19 protein-coding genes and 5 pseudogenes are annotated in these 20,330 nt (G+C 60.5%); 9 read left to right on the forward strand and 15 right to left on the reverse strand.

The features are described from left to right. Positions 1-112: 112 nt before the first annotated feature. Positions 113-1,384, reverse strand: a complete 1,272-nt coding sequence (locus QSV46_RS32150; protein ID WP_314961002.1) for an extracellular solute-binding protein — start codon at positions 1,382-1,384, stop codon at positions 113-115. 356 nt (positions 1,385-1,740) lie between these two features. On the opposite strand from QSV46_RS32150, the gene QSV46_RS32155 reads away from it, so the two are divergent. The 8 genes from QSV46_RS32155 to QSV46_RS32190 all read left to right on the forward strand — a co-directional run bounded on the left by QSV46_RS32155 (position 1,741) and on the right by QSV46_RS32190 (position 8,291). Beyond that, positions 1,741-2,910, forward strand: coding sequence for an alpha-D-ribose 1-methylphosphonate 5-triphosphate diphosphatase (locus tag QSV46_RS32155; protein WP_314961004.1), 1,170 nt, complete (start codon positions 1,741-1,743; stop codon positions 2,908-2,910). A gap of 15 nt (positions 2,911-2,925) precedes the next feature. Continuing rightward, positions 2,926-3,399: a phosphonate C-P lyase system protein PhnG gene (phnG, locus tag QSV46_RS32160; RefSeq protein ID WP_314961006.1), complete on the forward strand. Its 474-nt coding sequence runs from the start codon at positions 2,926-2,928 to the stop codon at positions 3,397-3,399. Continuing rightward, on the forward strand, positions 3,389-3,985 hold the full coding sequence (phnH, locus tag QSV46_RS32165) for a phosphonate C-P lyase system protein PhnH (RefSeq protein WP_314961008.1): 597 nt from the start codon (positions 3,389-3,391) through the stop codon (positions 3,983-3,985). Before phnG ends, phnH begins: the two co-directional genes overlap by 11 nt. Then, positions 3,982-5,175 carry a carbon-phosphorus lyase complex subunit PhnI gene (locus QSV46_RS32170; protein WP_314961010.1) on the forward strand — a complete coding sequence of 398 codons (1,194 nt, stop codon included), beginning with the start codon at positions 3,982-3,984 and terminating at the stop codon, positions 5,173-5,175. The genes phnH and QSV46_RS32170 overlap by 4 nt, the downstream gene beginning before the upstream one ends. 49 nt (positions 5,176-5,224) lie before the next feature. Continuing rightward, on the forward strand, positions 5,225-6,031 hold the full coding sequence (locus QSV46_RS32175) for an alpha-D-ribose 1-methylphosphonate 5-phosphate C-P-lyase PhnJ (protein WP_314961101.1): 807 nt from the start codon (positions 5,225-5,227) through the stop codon (positions 6,029-6,031). A gap of 8 nt (positions 6,032-6,039) precedes the next feature. After that, the gene (phnK, locus tag QSV46_RS32180; protein WP_314961102.1) at positions 6,040-6,807 is read left to right on the forward strand and encodes a phosphonate C-P lyase system protein PhnK; all 768 of its coding nucleotides are present in this window, start codon (positions 6,040-6,042) and stop codon (positions 6,805-6,807) included. 13 nt (positions 6,808-6,820) lie between these two features. After that, positions 6,821-7,555 (forward strand): phosphonate C-P lyase system protein PhnL, encoded by a 735-nt coding sequence (gene phnL, locus QSV46_RS32185; RefSeq protein ID WP_314961011.1) that lies wholly within the window; start codon positions 6,821-6,823, stop codon positions 7,553-7,555. A 106-nt stretch (positions 7,556-7,661) separates the two neighbouring features. Continuing rightward, positions 7,662-8,291: a DUF1045 domain-containing protein gene (locus QSV46_RS32190; RefSeq protein ID WP_314961012.1), complete on the forward strand. Its 630-nt coding sequence runs from the start codon at positions 7,662-7,664 to the stop codon at positions 8,289-8,291. Between the two features lie 134 nt (positions 8,292-8,425). On the opposite strand, the pseudogene QSV46_RS32195 reads toward QSV46_RS32190, so the two are convergent. The 3 pseudogenes from QSV46_RS32195 to QSV46_RS41490 all read right to left on the reverse strand — a co-directional run. Then, positions 8,426-8,700, reverse strand: a pseudogene (locus QSV46_RS32195) (VirB8/TrbF family protein); the annotation flags it as partial. 3 nt (positions 8,701-8,703) lie between these two features. Next, positions 8,704-10,176, reverse strand: a pseudogene (gene trbL / locus QSV46_RS32200) (P-type conjugative transfer protein TrbL). Continuing rightward, a pseudogene (locus QSV46_RS41490) lies at positions 10,127-10,324 on the reverse strand (hypothetical protein); the annotation flags it as partial. The pseudogenes QSV46_RS41490 and trbL, both read right to left, overlap by 50 nt. On the opposite strand from QSV46_RS41490, the pseudogene QSV46_RS32205 reads away from it, so the two are divergent. Beyond that, positions 10,289-10,533 (forward strand): annotated as a pseudogene (locus QSV46_RS32205) (transposase); the annotation flags it as partial. The pseudogenes QSV46_RS41490 and QSV46_RS32205 overlap by 36 nt on opposite strands. A gap of 244 nt (positions 10,534-10,777) precedes the next feature. On the opposite strand, the gene QSV46_RS32210 reads toward QSV46_RS32205, so the two are convergent. The 11 genes and pseudogenes from QSV46_RS32210 to nifB all read right to left on the reverse strand — a co-directional run bounded on the left by QSV46_RS32210 (position 10,778) and on the right by nifB (position 20,191). Continuing rightward, the gene (locus tag QSV46_RS32210; RefSeq protein ID WP_314961014.1) at positions 10,778-11,152 is read right to left on the reverse strand and encodes a DUF4189 domain-containing protein; all 375 of its coding nucleotides are present in this window, start codon (positions 11,150-11,152) and stop codon (positions 10,778-10,780) included. A 355-nt stretch (positions 11,153-11,507) separates the two neighbouring features. After that, complete coding sequence (locus QSV46_RS32215; RefSeq protein ID WP_314961015.1) at positions 11,508-12,239, reverse strand: IS5 family transposase; 732 nt, start codon at positions 12,237-12,239, stop codon at positions 11,508-11,510. A 587-nt stretch (positions 12,240-12,826) separates the two neighbouring features. Beyond that, positions 12,827-13,926, reverse strand: a protein-coding gene (locus QSV46_RS32220) for an IS3 family transposase (RefSeq protein ID WP_314961017.1) whose coding sequence is annotated in 2 segments (ribosomal slippage) — positions 12,827-13,674 and positions 13,674-13,926 — 1,101 coding nt in all. Because the reading frame shifts where the segments join, the coding sequence is not laid out codon by codon here. Positions 13,927-14,002: 76 nt separating this feature from the next. Continuing rightward, positions 14,003-15,132, reverse strand: a protein-coding gene (locus QSV46_RS32225) for an IS3 family transposase (protein WP_409997237.1) whose coding sequence is annotated in 2 segments (ribosomal slippage) — positions 14,003-14,910 and positions 14,910-15,132 — 1,131 coding nt in all. Because the reading frame shifts where the segments join, the coding sequence is not laid out codon by codon here. A gap of 947 nt (positions 15,133-16,079) precedes the next feature. Next, positions 16,080-16,349 (reverse strand): hypothetical protein, encoded by a 270-nt coding sequence (locus QSV46_RS32230; protein ID WP_314961018.1) that lies wholly within the window; start codon positions 16,347-16,349, stop codon positions 16,080-16,082. A gap of 11 nt (positions 16,350-16,360) precedes the next feature. Further along, complete coding sequence (locus QSV46_RS32235) at positions 16,361-16,720, reverse strand: hypothetical protein (RefSeq protein WP_283018119.1); 360 nt, start codon at positions 16,718-16,720, stop codon at positions 16,361-16,363. Next, positions 16,717-16,971 (reverse strand): nitrogen fixation protein NifZ, encoded by a 255-nt coding sequence (locus QSV46_RS32240; protein ID WP_314961020.1) that lies wholly within the window; start codon positions 16,969-16,971, stop codon positions 16,717-16,719. The genes QSV46_RS32235 and QSV46_RS32240 overlap by 4 nt, the downstream gene beginning before the upstream one ends. Further along, positions 16,971-17,288, reverse strand: a complete 318-nt coding sequence (locus QSV46_RS32245; RefSeq protein WP_314961022.1) for a nitrogen fixation protein NifZ — start codon at positions 17,286-17,288, stop codon at positions 16,971-16,973. The genes QSV46_RS32240 and QSV46_RS32245 overlap by 1 nt, the downstream gene beginning before the upstream one ends. 373 nt (positions 17,289-17,661) lie before the next feature. Further along, positions 17,662-18,390, reverse strand: a complete 729-nt coding sequence (locus QSV46_RS32250) for a hypothetical protein (RefSeq protein ID WP_314961023.1) — start codon at positions 18,388-18,390, stop codon at positions 17,662-17,664. 10 nt (positions 18,391-18,400) lie between these two features. Continuing rightward, on the reverse strand, positions 18,401-18,625 hold the full coding sequence (locus tag QSV46_RS32255) for a 4Fe-4S binding protein (protein ID WP_314961025.1): 225 nt from the start codon (positions 18,623-18,625) through the stop codon (positions 18,401-18,403). A gap of 16 nt (positions 18,626-18,641) precedes the next feature. After that, positions 18,642-20,191: pseudogene (nifB, locus tag QSV46_RS32260) on the reverse strand (nitrogenase cofactor biosynthesis protein NifB). Positions 20,192-20,330: the final 139 nt, after the last annotated feature.

Consider the following 20,330-nt stretch of genomic DNA (forward strand, 5'->3'; position numbering starts at 1 on the left):
GCGTCGAACGCAGGAGAATTTGCTCTGAGGAAGATTTTGGGAACAGCGACGAGCTTCCGAGAATGATTGATCGCCCTTCGCACCCGTAATGGCGCCGAAGCAAACAGATAATTCAACGCTTCGGCAAGAGCTTTTGGACATCGCGGACCATGTCGACGAGCGCTCCATCCGGCGTCTGTTTCAGCGTAACGACACTTTGCAGGTGATCTCGAATCACGGCGGTGATGCGGGGCCCGTTGTCGCCGGGATAGACGTTCACGCTCTTTATCCGGGCGAGCCCAGCAAGGCCAGCGAGGGCGTTCGGCTTCGATTTGTAATAGTCGCCAAGGTATTTCGGGTCATTGACCGCAATCGTGTTGACCGGCGTCAATCCGGTCTTCGATACCATCAGCGTCTGCGGATCTGCGCCGAGAGCGAATTTCAGGTATTCCCACGCCGCTCGCTGTTTCGCTGGATCACGAGTCATGATCGCCAGTCCGCTGCCGCCCGAGGGCATCCTGCCGTTGGCAGCCGATTGCGGGAAGGGACCGGTGCGGATGTCGCGCGTAGATCCAGCATTGGCGGTCAATTGTTCCAGGCGCGAACTGGAGGCGACATAAATGCCGATTTTGCCCGAGGCAAAGGCTTGGCGTGCCTGTTCGGTGGTCATGTCGACCATGCCAGTCTCGCCGAAGCGGCGCATCAACTGCAAGGCGGCCTGCCCGGCAGCGCCGTCGAAGGCGATCTTTCCATCGGGTGTGAACACGTCGCCCCCATGGCTATATAACAGCGCGTGGAACGACCAATTGTAACTGTCGGGATAATATTCAAAGAAAATCGGAACAAGTGCAGGGATTGATGTGTGGATGTTGTCGGCGAGCGACAGGATATCGTCCCAAGAAAGATCCAAGTTTGAGAGATTCGGACGCACCTTACGAATGACGTCCATGTTGTAGTAAATGATGCTCGTCGATACGGATTCCGGAAGGGCGATCGTCTTGCCTTTCCATTGCGTCGCGGCGAGCGCCTCTGGCCTCACACCGACCACGGCCCATAGCGGGTCAGCGGCAAGAAAGCTGTCGAGTGGTACGAGCAGCCCTCGCTCGGCGAGGACCGGCATATCCGGATAGCAAAGCGAGGCAACGACGTCTGGCAGATCGCCGGTGACCGCCGCCCTCAGGAGTTGCTGCAACAGGGCCGGACAGTCGGCGGCGTTGGCTTCCGTGACGATTCGTATCCCGGGGTTCTGTTGCATGAACCGCTCGACAATCGGCTGGCGGAAGAGGCCGTCGCGCGCCGGAAAGGCGTAGCCGACCCGCAGTGTGACCGGATCGGCATGGGCTGCGGTCACCCCGATGAGCGCGCCAGCGATGGCCGATATTACCCAAGACATCATTTTCATCATGACAACCTTGCCTTGAAGCGATGGCGGATCGGCCGGCGCCGAATTAGGTGCCCGGACCGGCATTGTGCTCGACATGCTACGACTAAGCGGGCCAGATGAAGCTGAATTGACAGAATTGGAATCACATCGCCACTTGTACCTTCGGAAAGAACCATCCGTGGCCTTACTGCTCATTTACGTTGGCGACGAAACTGAAGCGGCCTGGTCGAACGTTGATTGGGACAGCGCCTCTCGATTGAGGACATTGTACAAGTCCATCAAAGTCACACGATTTGTCATCGCGCTGTCTCTCACTGCCCCTTTGACTGCTGATAGAACTCAAGCGGGTTTAAAAGCAAGAAAGAGGCGTTCCTCTGATGGATCAATCGACCGGTACGCGAAGTCAAGTTCCACAAGCCATTCTTCAATCCCGCGAACTTGTCCTGACCAACGCCAAGATCGTGACTCGGTCGACCTGTTTCAAAGGAACGGTCCAGATCGTTGACGGCGCGATAGCTGATATCTCGACAGACAATAGCAAGGCGAGGGGCGCTCTCGACTTTGAAGGCGATCATCTGCTGCCCGGTTTGATTGACGTCCATACCGACCACCTCGAAAAGCAGATCCTCCCGCGCGCCGGCATGACTTGGGATCCCTTGGGTGCTGCGATTGCTCATGACGTTCAGATCTGCGCGGCTGGGACCACGACGGTGTTCGATTCCCTGATCGTTGGGGCGGTGGGCAACCCGGAGCGACGGCGCCTGCTGCCTCTGATGCTCAAGGGGCTTGGGGAGGCGCGCCGTCACGGCCTGCTTAGGGCTGATCACCTGCTTCACCTGCGCTGCGACGCCCGCGAGCACGATCTCATTGAACTTTTCCTTGAATATGCCGACCAGCCCGAACTTCGATTCGTGACCATCATGGATGACGGGCCGCGGCGGGACCCGAAGCGCTTCCGCCATCTAGAACGTCGCAAAAATACGCCTGCGGCGGAGATCGAGGCCGCGATTGCCGCCGTCGGGACCACAGAGGACTGCACGGAAGAAAATCGGCGCCGCCTCGTCGCACACTGTCGCGCGCGCGGTGTACCTTTCGCTAGCCACGATGACACCACTGTTGCCCATATCACGCAAGCGGTCGGATACGGTCTCGCCATCTCCGAATTTCCAATCACTCTGGAGGCGGCGAAAGCCGCCCGCACCGCGGGCATGACGATCATCGTTGGGGGACCGAATCTCGTCGCCGGGCGCTCACATATTGGGAACGTCTCGGTGCGGGAGCTCGCGCAGAACGGCCTCATTGACATCATCTGCTCAGATTACATCCCTGCCAGCATACTGTGCGGCATTTGGTACTTAGCGAGCCAATCCGGGGGGCTAACGCTTCCTGAGGCCGTTGCACTCGGAAGCCAGCGGCCAGCGGAAACCTTCGGCCTACCCGATCGCGGCGAGATCGCTGTGGGCAAGCGCGCCGACCTCATCCGCGTAGCCGACCGTGCCGGTCCTGTCGTCCGAGAGGTTTGGACGGCCGGACGTCAGGTACTGTGAGCTGGTCAGAGACACATGAAAATCTCAGTGACGCAAAACCAATATAGCCGGCAAAACTGGATGACCTTGCTTGCCAAAGCACCGGTTGCAGAACTGGACCGGCACTGGGCAGCGATCGCTCGGCCAAAATTCCAGTGGATACGGCGTCCCGAATATGGCGCAGCGATGCTGCGGGGGGCCGTCGGGCGCACCGGCACTGTGTTCAATCTCGGCGAGGCGACTGTGACGCGCTGTACGCTCCAGATCGAGACTGGCGAGCTTGGCATTGCCTACGTGCTCGGCCGCAACAAGCGCCACGCGGCACTCGCCGCCGTGTTCGACGGATTGATGCAGCGCGACCAGGCGACCGGGGCGGGTGCGATCGGCCCGATCATCGCCGCGATTGATCGCTGCGTGCGCCAAGCAGAGCGGGCGATCCGACGCGAGGCCCAACGGAGCAAGGTCGATTTCTTCATGCTGGGCCAAGGAGAAATGGCAAATGACGGCTGATCTGATCCCGCCTGCATTCCGCGATCCCGTTCACGATGCGCACTCAGCTTTCCGCCGACTGCTGAAAGCGCTGTCGCGGCCCGGCACACCGGTTTCGTTTCCCGGCCCCGCCGAGCCGCCTCAGCCGATGAGCGGGCCGCTCGCCGCTATCGCGTTGACGCTCATCGACCCCGATTGTTCGATCTGGCTCGACCCGGCGCTCTCGAGGGATTCGGTCCGGCGCTATCTCCATTTCCATACAAACGCGCCGCAAGTCAGTGATCCGAGAACCGCGACCTGCGCGCTGGTCGGTGATGTTGGCCGGATGCCGGGATTCGGCAGCTTCCATCCGGGTGTGGCCACCTATCCTGACCGGTCGACGACGCTTCTGCTCCAAGTGCCTTCGCTCGCCGGCGGGCCTGTCGTGCGTCTTTCCGGGCCCGGAATCGAGACGACGACCAGCTTCGCGCCTCGTGGCCTGCCGGACTGGTTTTGGCCGTCCTGGCGCGAGAATGCCGCTCGCTATCCGCTCGGCGTCGACATCTTTCTCACCGACGACCTCGCCGTTGTCGGCCTCCCGCGCTCCACCAAAGCCGAGGAACCATGATCACCTCGATCAAGGGTGGCGAAGCCGCCATCGCTGCTTCGCACCGTCTCCTCGCCAAGCGCCGCCGTGGCAATCCGGCGATTGCCGACCTCGGCGTCGACCAGATCCGCGAGCAATTGTCACTCGCCGTCGACCGAGTGATGAGCGAGGGCTCGCTCTACGACCCGGACTTGGCGGCGCTGGCGATCAAGCAGTCCGAGGGCGACCTCACCGAGGCGATCTACCTGTTGCGCGCTTTCCGGACCACGCTCACCCGGTTCGGCTACGCCGAACCGGTCGACCCCGCGGCGATGGTGGTACGCCGACGCATCGCGACAACTCACAAGGACGTGCCGGGCGGCCAACTGCTCGGGCCGACTTATGACTATACCCACCGGATCCTTGATATCGCTCTTTTGCGAGCAAGCAGCGACGATCTTACGGATCTCGCCGGAGACGGCGAAAGTAGTTATGAAAAGGGAGCCGAAGACGACGCTGCAGAGCCGGGGTCCGATTCAGCGGCTCATGCTTTGACAAAAGATTGCGGCGTCCTCGCGCTGGCCGATATCGTCGAGGACGCCCGGCCTGACGGGCAGTCGGAGGTTGCCGACATCACCCGCGATCCAGTGGAGTTTCCCTCCACACGAGACCAGCGGCTGCAGAGCTTGGCCCGCGGTGATGAGGGCTTCCTGATGGGCCTCTGCTATTCGACGATGCGCGGCTACGGGCGTAACCATCCGTTTGTTGCGGAACTACGCTGCGGTGACGTTGCGGTTGTCCTGACCATCCCTGAGCTCAACATAGCTGTTGGCATCGGGTCGATCTGCCTTACCGAATGTCAAACCGTGCATCTGACGACCAGCGACGGTGCGCTGCCGCCTCGTTACACGCGCGGTTACGGCCTCGTCTTTGGCCATAGTGAACGCAAGGCGCTCTCGATGGCCATCCTCGACAGGTCGCTGCGGTCCGCCGAACTGGGCGAGACGGCTACTTACCCGGGACAAGACGACGAATTTGTCCTGTCGCACTGCGATAGCGTGGCGGCATCCGGGTTGGTGCAGCACCTAAAGCTGCCCCACTACGTCGATTTCCAAGCCGAGATGCAGCTGCTCGGCCAGATGTGCGCGGACTATGCAGAACGACATGCAAACCCCAGCCTAAAACGCACTCCCGGGCCAGATACGATGACGGAGGCTCTCAGTGGAGACTGACTTCACATTCGACGACAGCGGTGTCTACAGTTTTGCCTATCTCGACGAGATGACGAAGCGAATGATTCGGCGTGCGATCCTGAAGGCGGTGGCCGTGCCGGGCTACCAAGTGCCGTTCGGCAGCCGTGAAATGCCGCTTCCCCCGGGGTGGGGCACTGGCGGACTCCAGGTTACCGCGAGCATCCTTGGCCGGGACGATGTGCTAAAGGTAATCGATCAAGGCGCGGACGACACCACCAACGCCGTCTCGATTCGCCGCTTCTTCGCCCATGTCGCCGATGTTGCAACGACCGAGCGTACGGGGGAAGCAACGGTGATTCAGACGCGTCATCGCGTTCCTGAGCGGGCGCTGACTGAGGACCAGATCATCATCTTCCAGGTACCGCAGCCCGAAGCGTTGCGGCGATTCATTCCGAATGAGGCGGTTGCGCGGAAAATCCACGCTTTCGGCCGCTACGGCATTATGTATGTTCGGCTGTATGAAGATATTTCTCGGCTTGGCCACGTTGCGATGTCGGCTGATTATCCGGTTATCGTGAATGGACGCTATCTCGCCTCACCGTCGCCGATCCCGAAATTCGACAATCCGAAGCTTCACCGCAGCCGCGCGCTCGCCCTCTTCGGCGCGGGCCGGGAGCGGCGTATCCATGCCATCCCACCTTTCACCGAGGTCAAAAGTCTCGATTTCGTTGACCATCCTTTCACGGTGCAGCACTTCGAGGCATGCTGCTCAATTTGCGGCGCGCAGGACAGCTATCTCGACGAGATCCTCCTCGATGATCGCGGCACCCGGGCCTTTGTTTGCTCGGACACCGCCTATTGCGCCGAGCGGCGCGACGAAAGGACCGCATCATGAAACCGAGGATGGGGGAAATTCTTGGGGTGAAGGATCTGTCCAAAACTTTTGGGCGGGTTCCGGCTTGCAGCGCGGTATCGTTCTCGCTGCGTCAGGGCGAGGTTCTCGGCATTGTCGGAGAGAGCGGCTCGGGCAAGTCGACGCTGCTGCGCTGCCTTGCGGGCCGCATCGAGCCGGATGATGGCAAAGTGCTGATCGCCTCTGACGACCACGTCGTCGATCTCTGGGCGATGGACGAAGCCTCGCGCGAGCAATTCCTGCCGACGACGATTTCACTCATTCACCAGAACCCGCGCGACGGATTGCGCCTCGATATCAGCGCCGGAGGGAATATCGCCGAGCCTCTAATGGCCGCAGGCGGCCGCCACTACGGCTCCTTGCGCGCGACGGCACTGGAATGGCTGGAGAAGGTCGATATCGAGGGTCGGCGCATCGACGACCTGCCCGAAATCTTCTCCGGCGGCATGCAGCAGCGGCTGCAGATCGCCCGGGGGCTCGCTACCCACCCTCGCCTCGTGCTGATGGACGAGCCGACCGGTGGCCTCGACGTTTCCGTTCAGGCAAAGCTGCTTGACCTGCTGCGCAGCCTTGTCCGCGAACTTGGCATTGCCGTCGTTGTCGTCACCCACGATATCGGCGTTGCGCGTCTTCTCGCCGATCGATTGATGGTGATGCAGTGCGGTCGTGTGATCGAGCAGGGACTCACCGACCAAGTCCTCGATGATCCTCACCACCCATATACGCAACTGCTCGTCTCCTCCATCCTGCAGGTCTAAGGAAAGGCCACTCATGACCATCCTCATCAGCGTCAGCGGCCTCTCCAAGACCTTCACGCTTCATACTCAGGGCGGCGCAGAGATCGCCGTCTTCGACGACATCTCACTCGAGGTACGCGCTGGAGAGTGCGTTTGCCTACACGGCCCCTCCGGGGCGGGCAAGTCGACGTTGCTGCGCTCGCTGTATGCCAATTACAAGCCGGACGCCGGGCATGTCGTCGTGCAACACGGAGACGAATCTATCGACCTCGTCAGCGCCGAGCCATGGGAAGTGGTCGAGGTGCGGCGTCGCACGATCGGCTATGTCAGCCAATTCCTGCGCGTCATCCCTCGCGTCGCCACCATCGACATCGTCACCGAGCCAGCGATCGCCATTGGTATTCCGGCAGATGAATCACAGGCCAAGGCGAAGGCGCTACTTGCCCGCCTCAACATCACCAAGCGACTCTGGTCGCTGGCGCCCGCCACCTTCTCGGGGGGCGAACAGCAGCGCGTCAACATCGCACGAGGCTTCATGGTCAACTACCCGGTCCTGCTTCTCGATGAGCCGACAGCCTCGCTCGATGCCGTCAACCGCCAGAGCGTGGTCGACCTGATCAACGAGGCTAAGGCCCGTGGGGCGGCCATTGTCGGCATTTTCCATGATGAGGAAGTGCGCGAGGCTGTGGCCGACCGCCTGTTCAAAGTGGGCCAGTCGTCCGTTCGTAAGTCTCAGCGCAATATGACGGCAGCGGAACCTGTCGCATAATGCCCGAACCGTCCGCGCCCCGCTACGCGATCTACTACACGCCGGCTCCGGAACACCCGCTGACGGTAGCCGCGAGAACGTGGCTAGGGCGCGACGCCTTTGCGGGATGCTCGCCCGTGGCGTCGGCTGGACTCGACGCCGCTACTACGAACCAAATTCGCGGTGCTCTTACCACTGCGCCCCGCCGCTCCGGCTTCCACGCGACGCTCAAGGCGCCGTTCCGGCTGAAGGGGGGTATTCCGTCGAGGAATTGGAGCGAGCGCTCCGCGCGTTCGTGACAGCTTGGCCTTCATGCCCGATCGGTCCCCTGAAAATCGATCTACTGGGGGGCTTCTTTTGCGCTGGTTCCTGTGAATCCGACTCTCACTTTGCAGGGCCTTGCCTCGTGTGTATCGTCGAAGAGTTCGACCGTTTTCGAGCGCCGCTGAGCCAGGGCGAGTTTCAACGGCGTTTATGCAGTCCGCTCAACGAGATCGAGACGACCCATCTTGTGCGATGGGGCTACCCGTACGTTTTCGATCACTTCCGCTTCCACATGACCCTGACCGATTTCGTTCCCGCCGAGAGCCAGCCTGAAGTGCGGCGGGAGTTGGATACGGTCTTCGGGACCTTGCTCTCCAAAGAATACAGCATCGATGCTCTTTCCCTCTTTGTTCAGATACATTCCGGCGCCGACTTTGTCGTCCGGTCGCAATTTACCTTGAGGAGCCGCAGCCTCCTCAAGGAGGCGGTATGAGATCATGACCTCCGCTCGCGGGCACATGGTTCTCGTCGCTGGTCCCAGTGGGGCGGGCAAGGATACCCTCATCGACTACGCCCGCACGCGTTTGGAATTCGATCCGTGCTTTCAGTCCGTCCGCCGGTTCATCACCAGTCGGCCGCAGCCGGCGCCATGGCTTGCGCCTCGCCGAGCTTGTCAACCTCTACACCTAGGGAACGACAGTGCCGTGCGTGGACTGCCAGACGAGCCCGCCGACGAGGCCGCAAGCCACGATCAGCGAACCGAAGGCCATCAGCCGCCAGTTCTTGGCTTGCACGCGGGCCGAGCCGATGCGCTCATTCCAAACCTGCGCCGCGCGCTGGTACGGAGTTGCGGGTTCGGGCGTGCGGCCGTAGCGGACCGACGATCGCCGAAAGACTGACATTCGTTATTCTCCTCCCGAGAGGTCGACGGAGTGGCCGCCGCTGGCTATCGCCGGATTTGAGGGCTTGCGCGGCGGACTGCGCGCCGTGAACAACCGCCTCATTGCGTTTCATGCGCTGGACCCAGGCGGGCAAACCTCGCTCGCTCCTTGGGAAGCGGCTCCCTCTTGCGGCCTCGCCACCCTCAACGACTCCCATAGTCGAGGAGCCACCCGTGTTGGCGAAACTGGCGCGGGCGCCTGAGGCGAAGCTCTCCTGCATTGCCCCGGTTGCTTGCTCGGCGGCCGCCTGACGGGTGCGGCGACAGCGCTGGCCGCCGCACGGCCCGGGCCGCTAAAGCCGGACGCAACGCGGCCCGCGCTGGACCGACCGGCCGAGGCGAGGCTGTAGGGGGAGGACACGCCTCCCGCCATCGAAGCACCACCACGCGCGGCGGCCGCCGCACCCGAGGCCGCCGCCATCGCTCGCCCTTCGAGAGCGAGCGAAGCGCCGCCCGCCATCGCCGTGCCGGCGACGGCGACGGCGACGGCGACGGCTGGTTCCGACAGCAGCGCCCGCGTCAAGCTGCGGCGCGCCGGAGAACAGACCGTTAGCCATCCCGGGCGCAGGGGCCAGCATGGCGAGTGCGGCGAGCACGACAGAAAGCGCCTGCTCGATCGTCGGCTGGCCGCCGCCATGGGTGGTGGTGAACTGCGAGACAGTCCGGTGCCGATGCCGACGATGACAGCGAGCACCATCACCCTCACGCCGGAGGCGACGACATTGCCCAGCACCTTCTCGGCGAGAAAGGCAGTCTTGTTGGAGACGGCAAACGGAATGAGGATGAAGCCGGCGAGCGTTGTCAGCTTGAACTCGATCAGCGTGACGAATAGCTGCACCGCCAGAATGCAGAAGGCGATCAGGACCAGGAGCCAGGAGACCATCGCCACCGCAACCTGGACGAAGTTCGCAAAGAAGCTGGTGAAGCCCATCATCTGGCTTGCGGCGTCCAGCAGTGGGTGCCCCGCGTCGAGGCCGACCTGCGCGAGCCGGCCGGGCCGCAGGAAATCGGCTGTCGAGATGGAGGAGCCGCCGGCCTTCAGGCCAAGCCCGGCGAAGCTATTGAAGATGACGCCCGAGAAAGTGTTGAAGGCGAATAATCCGATGTAGAGCGTCTTCTTCACCAGCTGCTGGAGGATGCCTTCGTCGGCGCCCTACGGCCAGAACAGGCCGACCAAGGTGATGTCGATGACGATCAGCGTCGAGGCGAGAGAAGTGATCTCGCCTTGGATCAGACCGAAGCCTGAATCGATATAGGTGGTGAAGGTGTTGAGGAAGGTGTCGATGACGCCGACGTTGTTCGTCGTTATCTCCCTCCACAGCGTTCGTCGTCGACGGTGTGGCCGGCGCGGCCTGTTGCGGCACGGGCCGGGCCGGCCTGCCGAAGAAGCGCGCGCGGTTCTCCTCCCAGACCGCCTGGCAATGCGGATCTTCGGCATCCTGGGGCCAAGCGCGCGGCAGCGGTGCAGCTAGGCCGAGAGATCGTCGGGCGTGGAGACAGCAGGAGCGTCGGATCTGGGCTGTGGCGCGGGACGGCGATGGATGGCGGACACCCACTTCCGCCTGCCGCTGGCACACCGCAAGCACATGAAGTCGACAGATATGCTGGAGCGGCTCAACGAGGAGATCAGGCGACGCACCTATTTGTGCGTATCTTCCCCAATGGCGAGAGCTGTCTACGGCTCGTCCGTGCGTTGACCGTCGAAGGCCATGAGCCTTGGCTCGAGGACCGTCGCCATCTGAACATGGATCTGTTGAAGGACCACAAGAAGGAGGCGATACGCCAGGCGGCCTGACGATGCTCGGGCCCACCAAAGGGATGGACGCCACCCCTCTCCGCCGCCGTCGCTCGCCCGCTGCGCTTCTGGGTGAGGCGAGCGACGGCGGCTCCGAGGGGATGGCTCGGCCGAATCCCATGATCGATTTTGCTGAACTTGACGCACAGAACTCTCTTCAGTCGCGGGGTTCGGCTGGATATGTCTGCTGCGAATTTGGGTTCGCCTGACCTCCTTCCTTAGGGCCTTGGCTTACTGAGGGGCCTTAGTGGCAAACCCAGGCCCGCACTTTGCAGTCCTCGTCGCCGGTCTCATTGCATCTGGCCACCGCGCCTTGCTGCGATAGCTCCTCTTCAAATTCACCAAATGGGTGGGACCACCACGCACGTCCCAGCGCGCGTCCATTGCCTATGGCAACGGCGGCGCAAGCGTTGTTTTCGTAAGCTTCGATTTGGCAATCCGAGCCGCCGTTGCGGCGACAGTCGAGCAGGGCCCATCGTTTAGCGCCCCTTTGTGATCTACACCCGTGCGAGACACCGACCACGTCATCTGGTTTGGAGTACGCGATGGCCCCGGAGCCGGCGAACGCGGTAGTGTTTGAAATGAACAGCGCGAGGACGCCGATTGTTAGTTTACGCATTCACTTTTCTCCATTTGGATTTGAGCATCGCACCGATTGGCGCCTATTGCCCTACGCGAGATACAGCAAGGGCCGTGCCAGCGCTCCTCGCGCGCACTAAGCGCCTGATTGTGCTTTGAAACAGTTCGCGATACGCAAACGGCGAACGGTGTTTCGAATCTCACAGCTTTGTGCACCGCTGTCAGAAAGCGGACAAGGATCGAGGGGCTGACGCATCCGGACCTTGCCCCACGGACTTGATCCGGGTTGAAGGCAATTCCTTTTTGGCAATGCGCGCGGCGCCCCGGAGACTTGCGGTGGGCTACCGCCAACAGCTGCAAGAGGATTTCACGGTCCACGCCGCGCTTACAGCAAACTAGGGTACAGACTCAAAGAGCGGCGAGCTGAACAGCGGCCAAGAAATTCCGGGCGAGCTTGTCGTATCATGTGGCGATGCGGCGGAAGTCCTTGAGCCGCCAAAAGTAGCGTTCGATGACATTTCGGCCTCCGTAGGCGCGTCTGTTGAAACGATGAATGACGACACGGTTGGATTTATTGGGAATGACGGGCTTGGCGCCGCGACCAGCGATTTTGGCCGAAGGTTTTCCCCGTCGTACCCTTTATCAGCGAGAAGCGCGCTCATGGGCGGTGCGAGCGCCAGAACATCGGGCGCGGCAGCGATGTCGGCATCCTGACCTGGGGTCAGATGCAGGACGACCGGTCGGCAGAGCGGATCGCTCAGCGCATGGATTTTTGTCGTACGGCCTCCCCGCGAGCGGCCGATTGCCTGATTGTGCTCCCCCCTTTTCCGCCGGAGCCACACCGATGAGCTTTGATCGAAGTCGAGTCGAGCGACAGCACGACGGCATCTTCCTGGTTTGAGCAGTGCTTGAAAGATTGCGCACCATCGTTCGCGCTTGGCCCAGCGATTGAAGCGATCGTAGATCATCCTGTAAGGACCGTATTCGCGCGGACAATCACGCCATCGCGCACCCGATTGCAGCATGTAAACAATACCGCTGATGATGCGCCGATCGTCGTCCCGATCCGGCCCCGTCAGTCCCGTCGGCAGATGAGGTTCGATACGAGCCCATTGCCTGTCATTCAACCAAAACGCCCCCGCGCGCATTCTCTCGCCCCCGAACACGGAGGCAAGAGAATCACGTGGCGCTATTTAGGTTCAGACCCTAGCGGCGAGAGACAGCTTAGCGCCGAATGACGTCTGCCGGCCGAGCTGATGATCCGCAGGCACGCTCGCGGACCGCATTTCCGGGTGGTAGATCTATATCCACAGACGCGCCTTTATCAGTCGCTGATTGAAACCATGACAACCGATGAGGTCTAGGCCAAGTGGGCCGGTCTATCGGCAGACCAGTCAGCTCGTTCATCGCGCGAGCTAACCCTCGGACGGAAGGACCTGGAACGATCAGCTGGCCCGGCGGTCGTAAGCCGCCTGGCCGGCACGATCACGCCGGTCAATTTCCGAAAATTGAATCATATCTCAGCGCTGGTGACCCAAGCCAATCCCCAAGGTACGCGCTTTCTGTCGTAGAGACCCCTCGGATCGCTTCATCAGCTTTGAAACCCTAGTGACCTGCCCCCGAACTTTCATCCAGCGGCAATTAGAGTCTCGGCTTGTTTTGAAGTGCTCCCCAAAACTAGGCCAGCTGATGCTGGAATTTTCCGGGGTTTAGCTCATGCCGGCGGGGGCGCCGATGAGCCATTCAACAGCGATATCGGCGCCTTGTTGCCGATCGCGCTATGGGGCCGGACTTCGTTGTAGTCTCTACGCCAATCCTCCATTTTCTGCCGGGCGTCGTCAAGGCTCAGGAACCAGTGCATGTTCAGGCATTCGGTTCTGAACTTGCCGTTGAAGGATTCGATGAAGCTATTGTCCGTCGGCTTGCCGGGACGTGAGAAGTCGAGCACAACGCCTCTTTGATAAGCCCAGATGTCGAGATCGCGGGAGATGAACTCCGATCCCTGATCCACGCGAATGCTCTTCGGGTAACCGACGGTTTTGCAGATGCGCTCCAGAGTCAGCACAACGTCCTCGCCTGGATAGCTGAACCGCGGATCGACCGCCGGCGAGAAGCGGCTGAAGATGTCGACAATCGTCAGCACGCGGAGTTTGCGGCCGGTGGCCAGTTGGTCGTGAACGAAGTCCATGGCCCAGGTCTCGTTGATCTGTTTGGCATCGGTTCGATCTTCTCGCAGCTTGGCCTTGACGCGGCGCTTGGGCGTTTTGTTGCGTAATTGCAGGCTCAATTCCCGGTACAGGCGATAGACCCGTTTGACGTTAACGGCCCAGCCCTCCCGTTGCAGCAGCACATGAATGCGCCGATAGCCGTATCTCACCCGCGTCGCGCAGATGTCCTTGATCCGGTGTTTGAGAGCGGCCTGGTCGCCGCGCTTCGACTTGTAGACGTAAAGAGCGCGATCAACTCGAAGCGTGGAGCAGGCCCGCCTGACTGACACCTTCCAGTCACTTCGCACCTTGTCGACAAGCTCGCGCTTGCGGCCAGGCCTCAGAGCTTTTTTGAGAGCACATCCTGAAGCATGGCCTTGTCCAACGACAGGTCGGCGACAATCCGCTTCAGCTTCCCGTTCTCTTCCTCAAGCTGACGCAGCCGCTTCATCTCCGAGGGCATCAAGCCTGCATACTTCTTCCGCCAGTTGTAGAAGGTTGCCTCGCTGATCCCGGCCTTGCGGCAGACCTCGGCCACCGCCGAGCCGTCTTCAGCCTGCTTCAGCACGAATGCAATCTGCGCCTCTGAAAACTTCGATGCCTTCATGGAATTCTCCTCTCCCCCTCAGGGGATCATAAGTGGAAAATTCCAGTTCAAACTGGCCTAATTTGGCGGGGGCAGGTCAGTTTACGCCACGAGGCGCGGGTGGAGCAACATGCGATCGGCGGAGCTGGTCGGGGTTGCGCAGCCGATCGCATGTTGCGGTGAGGGAGGCGGCGTAGGCCGCCGGGGTGAGATAGCCCAGCGCCGAATGTGGGCGCTGGCGGTTATAATCGTCGGCCCATTCGGCAATGCGGCTGCGGGCGTGATCAAGGCTGAGAAACAGGGTTTCATTGAGAAGCTCGTCGCGCATTCGGCCATTAAAGCTTTCGCAGAACCCGTTCTGCATCGGCTTGCCCGGCGCAATGAAGTGCCAATCGATGATGTGCTGCTCGGCCCACGCCAACATGGCGTTCGAGGTAAACTCGGTGCCATTGTCGGAACCAATCATGCCGGGCTTGCCGCGCTGTTCGATCAGCGCGGTCAGTTCGCGCGCCACTCGGCGTCCCGAGATCGAGCTATCGGGGATCGCCGCCAGGCATTCCCGGGTGACGTCGTCGACGACGTTCAGGATCCGGAAACGCCGACCGCACGCGAACTGGTCATGGACAAAGTCCAGCGACCAGCGGGCATTCGGCCTGGCCTCGACCAGGATTGGAGCCCGTACGCCCACAGCGCGGCGGCGGGCGCGCCGCTTGCGTACGGTCAGGCCCTCCTCGCGATACAGCCGGTAGATCCGGTTGATCCCGGACGGCTCGCCGCGCTGCCGCAGCAGCACGAACAGCCGCCGGTAGCCGAACCGCCTGCGCGCATGCGCGAGCTCACGCAACTCGATGCGCAGTTCGGTATCCGGCCGCCGACACGAGCGGTATCGGATCATCTTGCGGTCGGCGCTGATGATCGAGCAGGCCCGCCGTTCCGACACGCCGAGTTCGGCCTGCAGATGCGCGACAGCCTCGCGCTGGGCGGCGGGCCCTACCATTTTTTTGAAAGCAACTCGCGAAGTGCTGCAGCATCCAGCATCTGTTCGGCCAGGAGCTTCTTCAGCTTGGCATTCTCCTCCTCAAGCTGCTTCAGCCGCTTGGCCTCGGAAACGTCCATGCCGCCATATTTGGCCTTCCAATTATACAGCGTGGCTTCCGAGACGCCGTGCTTGCGCGCGAGATCGGCGGTCTTCGCACCAGCCTCATGTTCCCGCAGCACGCCGATAATCTGTTCCTCAGTAAACTGGCTCGCTTCATCTGTCCGTCCTTGAGAAGGCCGGACTCTAACTCCCCGTGGAGGAAATTTGCAGGGGCAGGTCACTAGCTACAGGGGTGCGGGCCTTTGAGTGCCCTTTGAGCAGCTTGACGTCATCCTTACTATACTCTTTGCGCTTGGTGGTTTTTGCCACGTGATGTTCTCCGATTTCGCTTTGCACATTTGCCTGTAGCGCCTTGTTTTTGGCGTAGACGCAACTGCATCTCATTACCATACCAATGGTGATCGACAACTATTAAGCGGGTTCTCTTCGAGATAAGAACTGGAACTACACGCGAATTTGTCCTCCCTCCATTTTTATCTGCGCGACAAACCCGATTTTCGACATGCACGTCATCCAGCTTCAACCTGGAAGCAAGCCACGGAGACGGGACGCTCGATGCGTCTTCGAAAGACAACTCAAAAGCGCTTCTTGCTTGAATGCTCCGACCTCAGCTCACTAGGACATTTCGTAGAATGATACCAGGCGCCCGTATTGATGGAGTAGCACTGGATCGGCCGGGACACTCGCACTGCCTCACTTGCGCGCGCATCATCAACCGGCCTTCACGGCGAGTGCACGGCGTTACCGCGCAAAGAACAAACGTCTTGTCCTATTTCCGAAGGAAAGCGGCTTTATGTGAAAGTTCTCACAAAGCCAATCTTGCGATACCAGATCCTCGTCGGTGCATCGAGCGCACGGCTCGCCCGTCCTAATTGTTCTGCCGCAGTATTCGTGACCTAATTAGCAACGTTGAGATACCCAGGCAAATCCGCTGCGAGGAACGATCGCCTGCCCCCGTCTCATGGAGCCGACGAACGAGCGTCGTGATACGCCCCGGGCTGGTCACACCGCATGGTAAACGACCCGCGGGCCTAGCCGTCCTGGGTGAGCTTGGCACCGGCAGGCGCTTACTTGATCATGAGTTGCCAGACCGCTTGGCCAGCACAATGCCGGTGGCACGCTGCGGATCATTCGTAATCTGTGCACACTGGCCGCCACTGTCGAGCAGATGCAGGTCGAACTGTCCAACGCGGCGGAACGGACTCTGCGTCATGTCAGAGGCCTCGCACCAAATCCAGGCGAGATGTGGAAATTTCTGCCGGAGCGTGAGGCAGGGCTCAGACGCTGTATCAATAGCGGCGAGCGTCTGCTCGATGTTCGTCAATTCGCCTGCGGCGAGCACCATCTCCAAAATCCTTATTGCCAGAACAAACGTTCAGGATCGGCGTTCAGAACCGCTGTCGCCAAGCCAAGCCGTTGATGGGTCGAATGCCACTCCCAGACGCCCTTGCCGTGATCTTTGCGGAACAGCTGCCATGCCGCCCCAGTCTTATCGTGGTGCAACAGCGCGACATCGACGATGCCTCCCTTCGCATCGATATTGCCTGAGCAGCACCGGCTCTCGACAAGATAGCCGCCAGCAACCGGTGTCACCTTTGGCGAGACATATCGGTAGCGCTCGCGCCTCGTCAGCGCGCGCACGATCCGCCACCGGTCGAGCTCGTTGGGATGCGCAGGCAATCCGGAATGATGTTGTCTGATGATGGCGGCGTTCATTGCGCGATGTCTTGGACTGCGGAGATCTCTGCCTCCAGGCAGCCAACCACCAACTGCTCGCCGAACTCGACCATATAGATGGGTAGGTTCGCTTCCGTGTGGTGACCGACCTGGACGATCTCACCAATGTGTCCGACGCTGACCAGACACTCTTCCGCCGAGGCGTCGGGAAAGGAACCGTCGTTGAGCAGATCGATTGCCGCCTCGACACGTTGGCCTGAGCGGTATTTTGGCAACCTTGGTTCGATCATCAGGGTGCCCATCCTGACACGCAAGGCTCCTCGCCTCTGTGGCTTCGCGTGACGAGATCAAGCTCTTTGCGTTTCATGCCGACGCGATAGCCGGATTCGAGGAATTCGACCCCATAAATATAAAATTGTTGAAGGAACGTACCGATCGAGACGACATAGCCAAGCTCGCCTTTCTTGACCAGAACCTCACCGATCTCCTTGCCCACATAGGTGCCGTCGTTGCGGATGGTGCGGTTGGCCCGCACCTTGTCGCCATAATCAAAGAAGGGCACGTCCGTCAACTCGACGATGTCACTATCACGGGCGATGTTACTCATGCTGCCGTTCCCGTTCCATGCTTCAACTGTGCCGCGCTTCGCGAGCGCCCGGCGTTACGGACCGCCCTATCATGATCCTCGATCAACCCGTCGATTCCCGCACCGAGGCGCGGCTTGCGACCACGTATTGGATGAGCTGACGGAGATGACGATGCGTCAACATCAACGCCCGGCACCCCAAAACGGATGCTTGAGATAGCGATCCGAGAGCCCACGATGGATGTTGAGGAAGCCGCCGATGCTGCACGCGAGCCCGTGGTTGACACACAACGAGCTTGAGCCGGCAGCAAGAAGTGCGGTTCAGCGCGACACGCGCAGCCGGCACAATCGACCTGATTGCCCCGGCAACTGAGGGCATCGTGGATGACATCAATCATGGTCCCGCCCATCCGATCGAGCGTGCCTCACAAACCTTGGCGCCAATCTTGAGCACGGGACTGCGCCCCAGCAGTCTCTCGACAACCGCCGTCCTGCCTGGACTGCCGAAGACGCATCTCCAAGTGGCCAACAAGCCTTGAGCGAGAATAGCAAGACCCACGCGAGGTGCGCTCATAGCAGCCGAATTCGGGCTGGTGGCACGACCGCGCCGGTCGGCAGCAAACTCATATTCCATCACGAACGCCTTGACTGGGCGCAGTTTGATTTTCTGCGTCATCATCGAGGTGATAGGATAACCCTGCCGCCCTGCAATGATGCTCGGCCGGCCCGACAGCGTGCGACCAACACAGAGCTCGGTGAGGGCGCGCTCGTTTCGCTCGGATGACCGACTGAAGAAGGCCTCTCGCATGAATGTCGCCTGTTCAAGGATGGCCGCAGGTGACTGGATTGATATCGCGGAAGACCGGTCCGCTCTTGGTGGCCCCATCGGCGAAATCGATCCTCGACGCTCAAGACCGCAGCCTTCGGGCCGGCGGGAATAGCTTAACGCGTTGCCCTCGACGTTCGCGTCGCCAGAATATGGCTCGCCAACTGGCGAAAAAGTCTGCGACCAGGGCAAGCCGTCCACCCGGTATGGGACGGCGACAGCGGCGGTCAACGCCTCGTCAATGCGACGCATCATCCGCCCGAGTTTCTGAACCGTTCGTGACGTGGTGACATCCATGTTGTGGTCCTCAAGAGGGCGCCCGATGGCGTGGCAGTGCTGGGTCGAGCACGCATGTGTTGTCAACCGGACAAACCGCCACGCATTGCGGTTCGTCAAAGTAGCCGTCGCACTCGGTGCATTGCTCCGAATCGATCTGGAAAGCGCCGGCTACTTCGGAAATAGCAAGATTTGGGCATTGCGTTTCGCACGCTGAACAGCCTGTGCATTGCGAGGCGATGATCTTGAACGGCATTGTCTGAACCCATCCTTCAGGCAGCGGAAATCAGCGCATTGTGGTGGGCCGGATCGACCCGCTCAACCTGCTTGATCTTCCCTCATTGACTTTATCTAGATAGAGTTTGAACCAGGCGATCGCCGAGGCATCGATGAACTCGCAGGCGTACTGATCGACGGGCTCGATGCCGGCCTTGATCAATTCGGCCTTCGGGCAACCGCCGATCTTTGACACGAATACGGCGTGGCAATCCTTGATGGCGCCGATGGCGATTTCGAGCTTGCTGTCCTCGCCATGGCCGCCCTGGCAATAGGGATGGATAGGACGATGACCAACGAATTTCGCGCCTGAAGTTGAGAGCTCGTAGATCTGGAACTCCTTGGCGTGACCGAAGTGCTGGTTGATCAATCCCGAGCCCTTGGTTGCAACCGCCACCAGCACTTTGATTTCGCTGGAAACGCTGGCGAGCTCCGCGAGCTCCTCCTGCTTAGCCGCAAGCTTTGTGATGCGCGCTTTCTCGACTTCGGCCTGATACGCCTTTCGGGGCTGCTCGTCGTATTTGATGTCCATCGCCATGATCTTTTCCATGGTGAACTCCGAGCCTCGGTCCTCTCCGAGCAGTCCAACGGCGTCGGCGCGGCACTGGCGACAATGACGCATCATGTTCATCTTGCTTTCGCAGCTATTTTGCAACGCTGCCACTTCCTGTGCGGTCGGGCCGCGTTGCCCCCTGAGACCGAACACGGTTCCGTGCTCGGGCGACGATATCAGCGGCATCACGTTATGCAGGAAGGCCCCGCGCGACTTCACAGCCTTGTTCACCTCAACCAGATGCTGATCGTTAATCCCGGGAATCATCACCGAGTTGACTTTACAAAGGATGCCCCGCGCCGTGAGCATCTCCACGCCCTGGAGCTGCCGATTGCTAAGGATGTTTGCAGCTTCAACGCCGGTGTAGCGCTTATGGCGGTAAAAGATCCAAGGATAGATCTTCGCACCAATTTCGGGATCGATCATGTTGATCGTGATCGTCACGTGATCGACCTTGAGTTTTGCGATCGTATCGACATGATCGGCTAGCGCAAGACCGTTCGTCGAGAGGCACAGCTTGATACCTGGCGCGAGCTTGTTCACAAGTTCGAACGTCTTGAATGTCTTGTCCGGATTCGCTAGTGGGTCACCAGGGCCGGCAACGCCGACCACGCTCATTTGAGGGATCGCGGAAGCGACCGCCAGCACCTTCTTGGCGGCCTGCTCCGGCGTCAACTTCTCGCTGACAATGCCGGGGCGCGATTCGTTGGCGCAATCGTATTTTCGATTGCAGTAATTGCACTGGATATTGCAGGCGGGTGCGACCGCGACATGCATACGGGCATAATGGTGGTGCGCCTCCTCGCTGTAGCAGGGATGGTTCTTCACCTTTTCCCAGATCTCATTTGGCAGATTGCCGATGCCGGTCTGAGATCCGCAGCTCGCCTTCCCGCTGCCGCCGATGGTACCGCAGCCCTTGTGCTCAGTGACCGCTTGCATGGTCTCGCTGACCTCGCCGCCGCAGGATACCTGGTGTTGCGCTGAAGTACTCATTTTTCCAATTCTATTCGCAAGCCGAACCATTCCAGCAAGCATCCTCAGAGTGGTTTCAGAAACGTTAAGAGCAACTGGCGTGCCATGCGTGCCACAAATGACTTTTGCGGTTTGCGTCAAGTAGTTAGGTAACGCCCGC

This window comes from Bradyrhizobium cosmicum (genome assembly GCF_032290525.1).
Classification (GTDB): domain Bacteria; phylum Pseudomonadota; class Alphaproteobacteria; order Rhizobiales; family Xanthobacteraceae; genus Bradyrhizobium; species Bradyrhizobium cosmicum_A.

What these genes read in the sequence shown, in the direction of transcription:
- phnG (WP_314961006.1), top strand. Translation starts at nt 2,926, where the DNA reads ATGAAAATCTCAGTGACGCAAAACCAATATAGCCGGCAAAACTGGATG.
- QSV46_RS32190 (WP_314961012.1), top strand. Translation starts at nt 7,662, where the DNA reads ATGCTCGCCCGTGGCGTCGGCTGGACTCGACGCCGCTACTACGAACCA.
- QSV46_RS32155 (WP_314961004.1), top strand. Translation starts at nt 1,741, where the DNA reads ATGGATCAATCGACCGGTACGCGAAGTCAAGTTCCACAAGCCATTCTT.
- QSV46_RS32230 (WP_314961018.1), bottom strand. Translation starts at nt 16,349, where the DNA reads ATGGTGCTCGCCGCAGGCGAATTGACGAACATCGAGCAGACGCTCGCC.
- QSV46_RS32250 (WP_314961023.1), bottom strand. Translation starts at nt 18,390, where the DNA reads ATGGATGTCACCACGTCACGAACGGTTCAGAAACTCGGGCGGATGATG.
- phnL (WP_314961011.1), top strand. Translation starts at nt 6,821, where the DNA reads ATGACCATCCTCATCAGCGTCAGCGGCCTCTCCAAGACCTTCACGCTT.
- QSV46_RS32245 (WP_314961022.1), bottom strand. Translation starts at nt 17,288, where the DNA reads ATGAGTAACATCGCCCGTGATAGTGACATCGTCGAGTTGACGGACGTG.
- QSV46_RS32210 (WP_314961014.1), bottom strand. Translation starts at nt 11,152, where the DNA reads ATGCGTAAACTAACAATCGGCGTCCTCGCGCTGTTCATTTCAAACACT.
- QSV46_RS32170 (WP_314961010.1), top strand. Translation starts at nt 3,982, where the DNA reads ATGATCACCTCGATCAAGGGTGGCGAAGCCGCCATCGCTGCTTCGCAC.
- QSV46_RS32255 (WP_314961025.1), bottom strand. Translation starts at nt 18,625, where the DNA reads ATGCCGTTCAAGATCATCGCCTCGCAATGCACAGGCTGTTCAGCGTGC.
- QSV46_RS32150 (WP_314961002.1), bottom strand. Translation starts at nt 1,384, where the DNA reads ATGATGAAAATGATGTCTTGGGTAATATCGGCCATCGCTGGCGCGCTC.
- phnK (WP_314961102.1), top strand. Translation starts at nt 6,040, where the DNA reads ATGGGGGAAATTCTTGGGGTGAAGGATCTGTCCAAAACTTTTGGGCGG.
- QSV46_RS32235 (WP_283018119.1), bottom strand. Translation starts at nt 16,720, where the DNA reads ATGAACGCCGCCATCATCAGACAACATCATTCCGGATTGCCTGCGCAT.
- QSV46_RS32175 (WP_314961101.1), top strand. Translation starts at nt 5,225, where the DNA reads ATGACGAAGCGAATGATTCGGCGTGCGATCCTGAAGGCGGTGGCCGTG.
- phnH (WP_314961008.1), top strand. Translation starts at nt 3,389, where the DNA reads ATGACGGCTGATCTGATCCCGCCTGCATTCCGCGATCCCGTTCACGAT.
- QSV46_RS32240 (WP_314961020.1), bottom strand. Translation starts at nt 16,971, where the DNA reads ATGATCGAACCAAGGTTGCCAAAATACCGCTCAGGCCAACGTGTCGAG.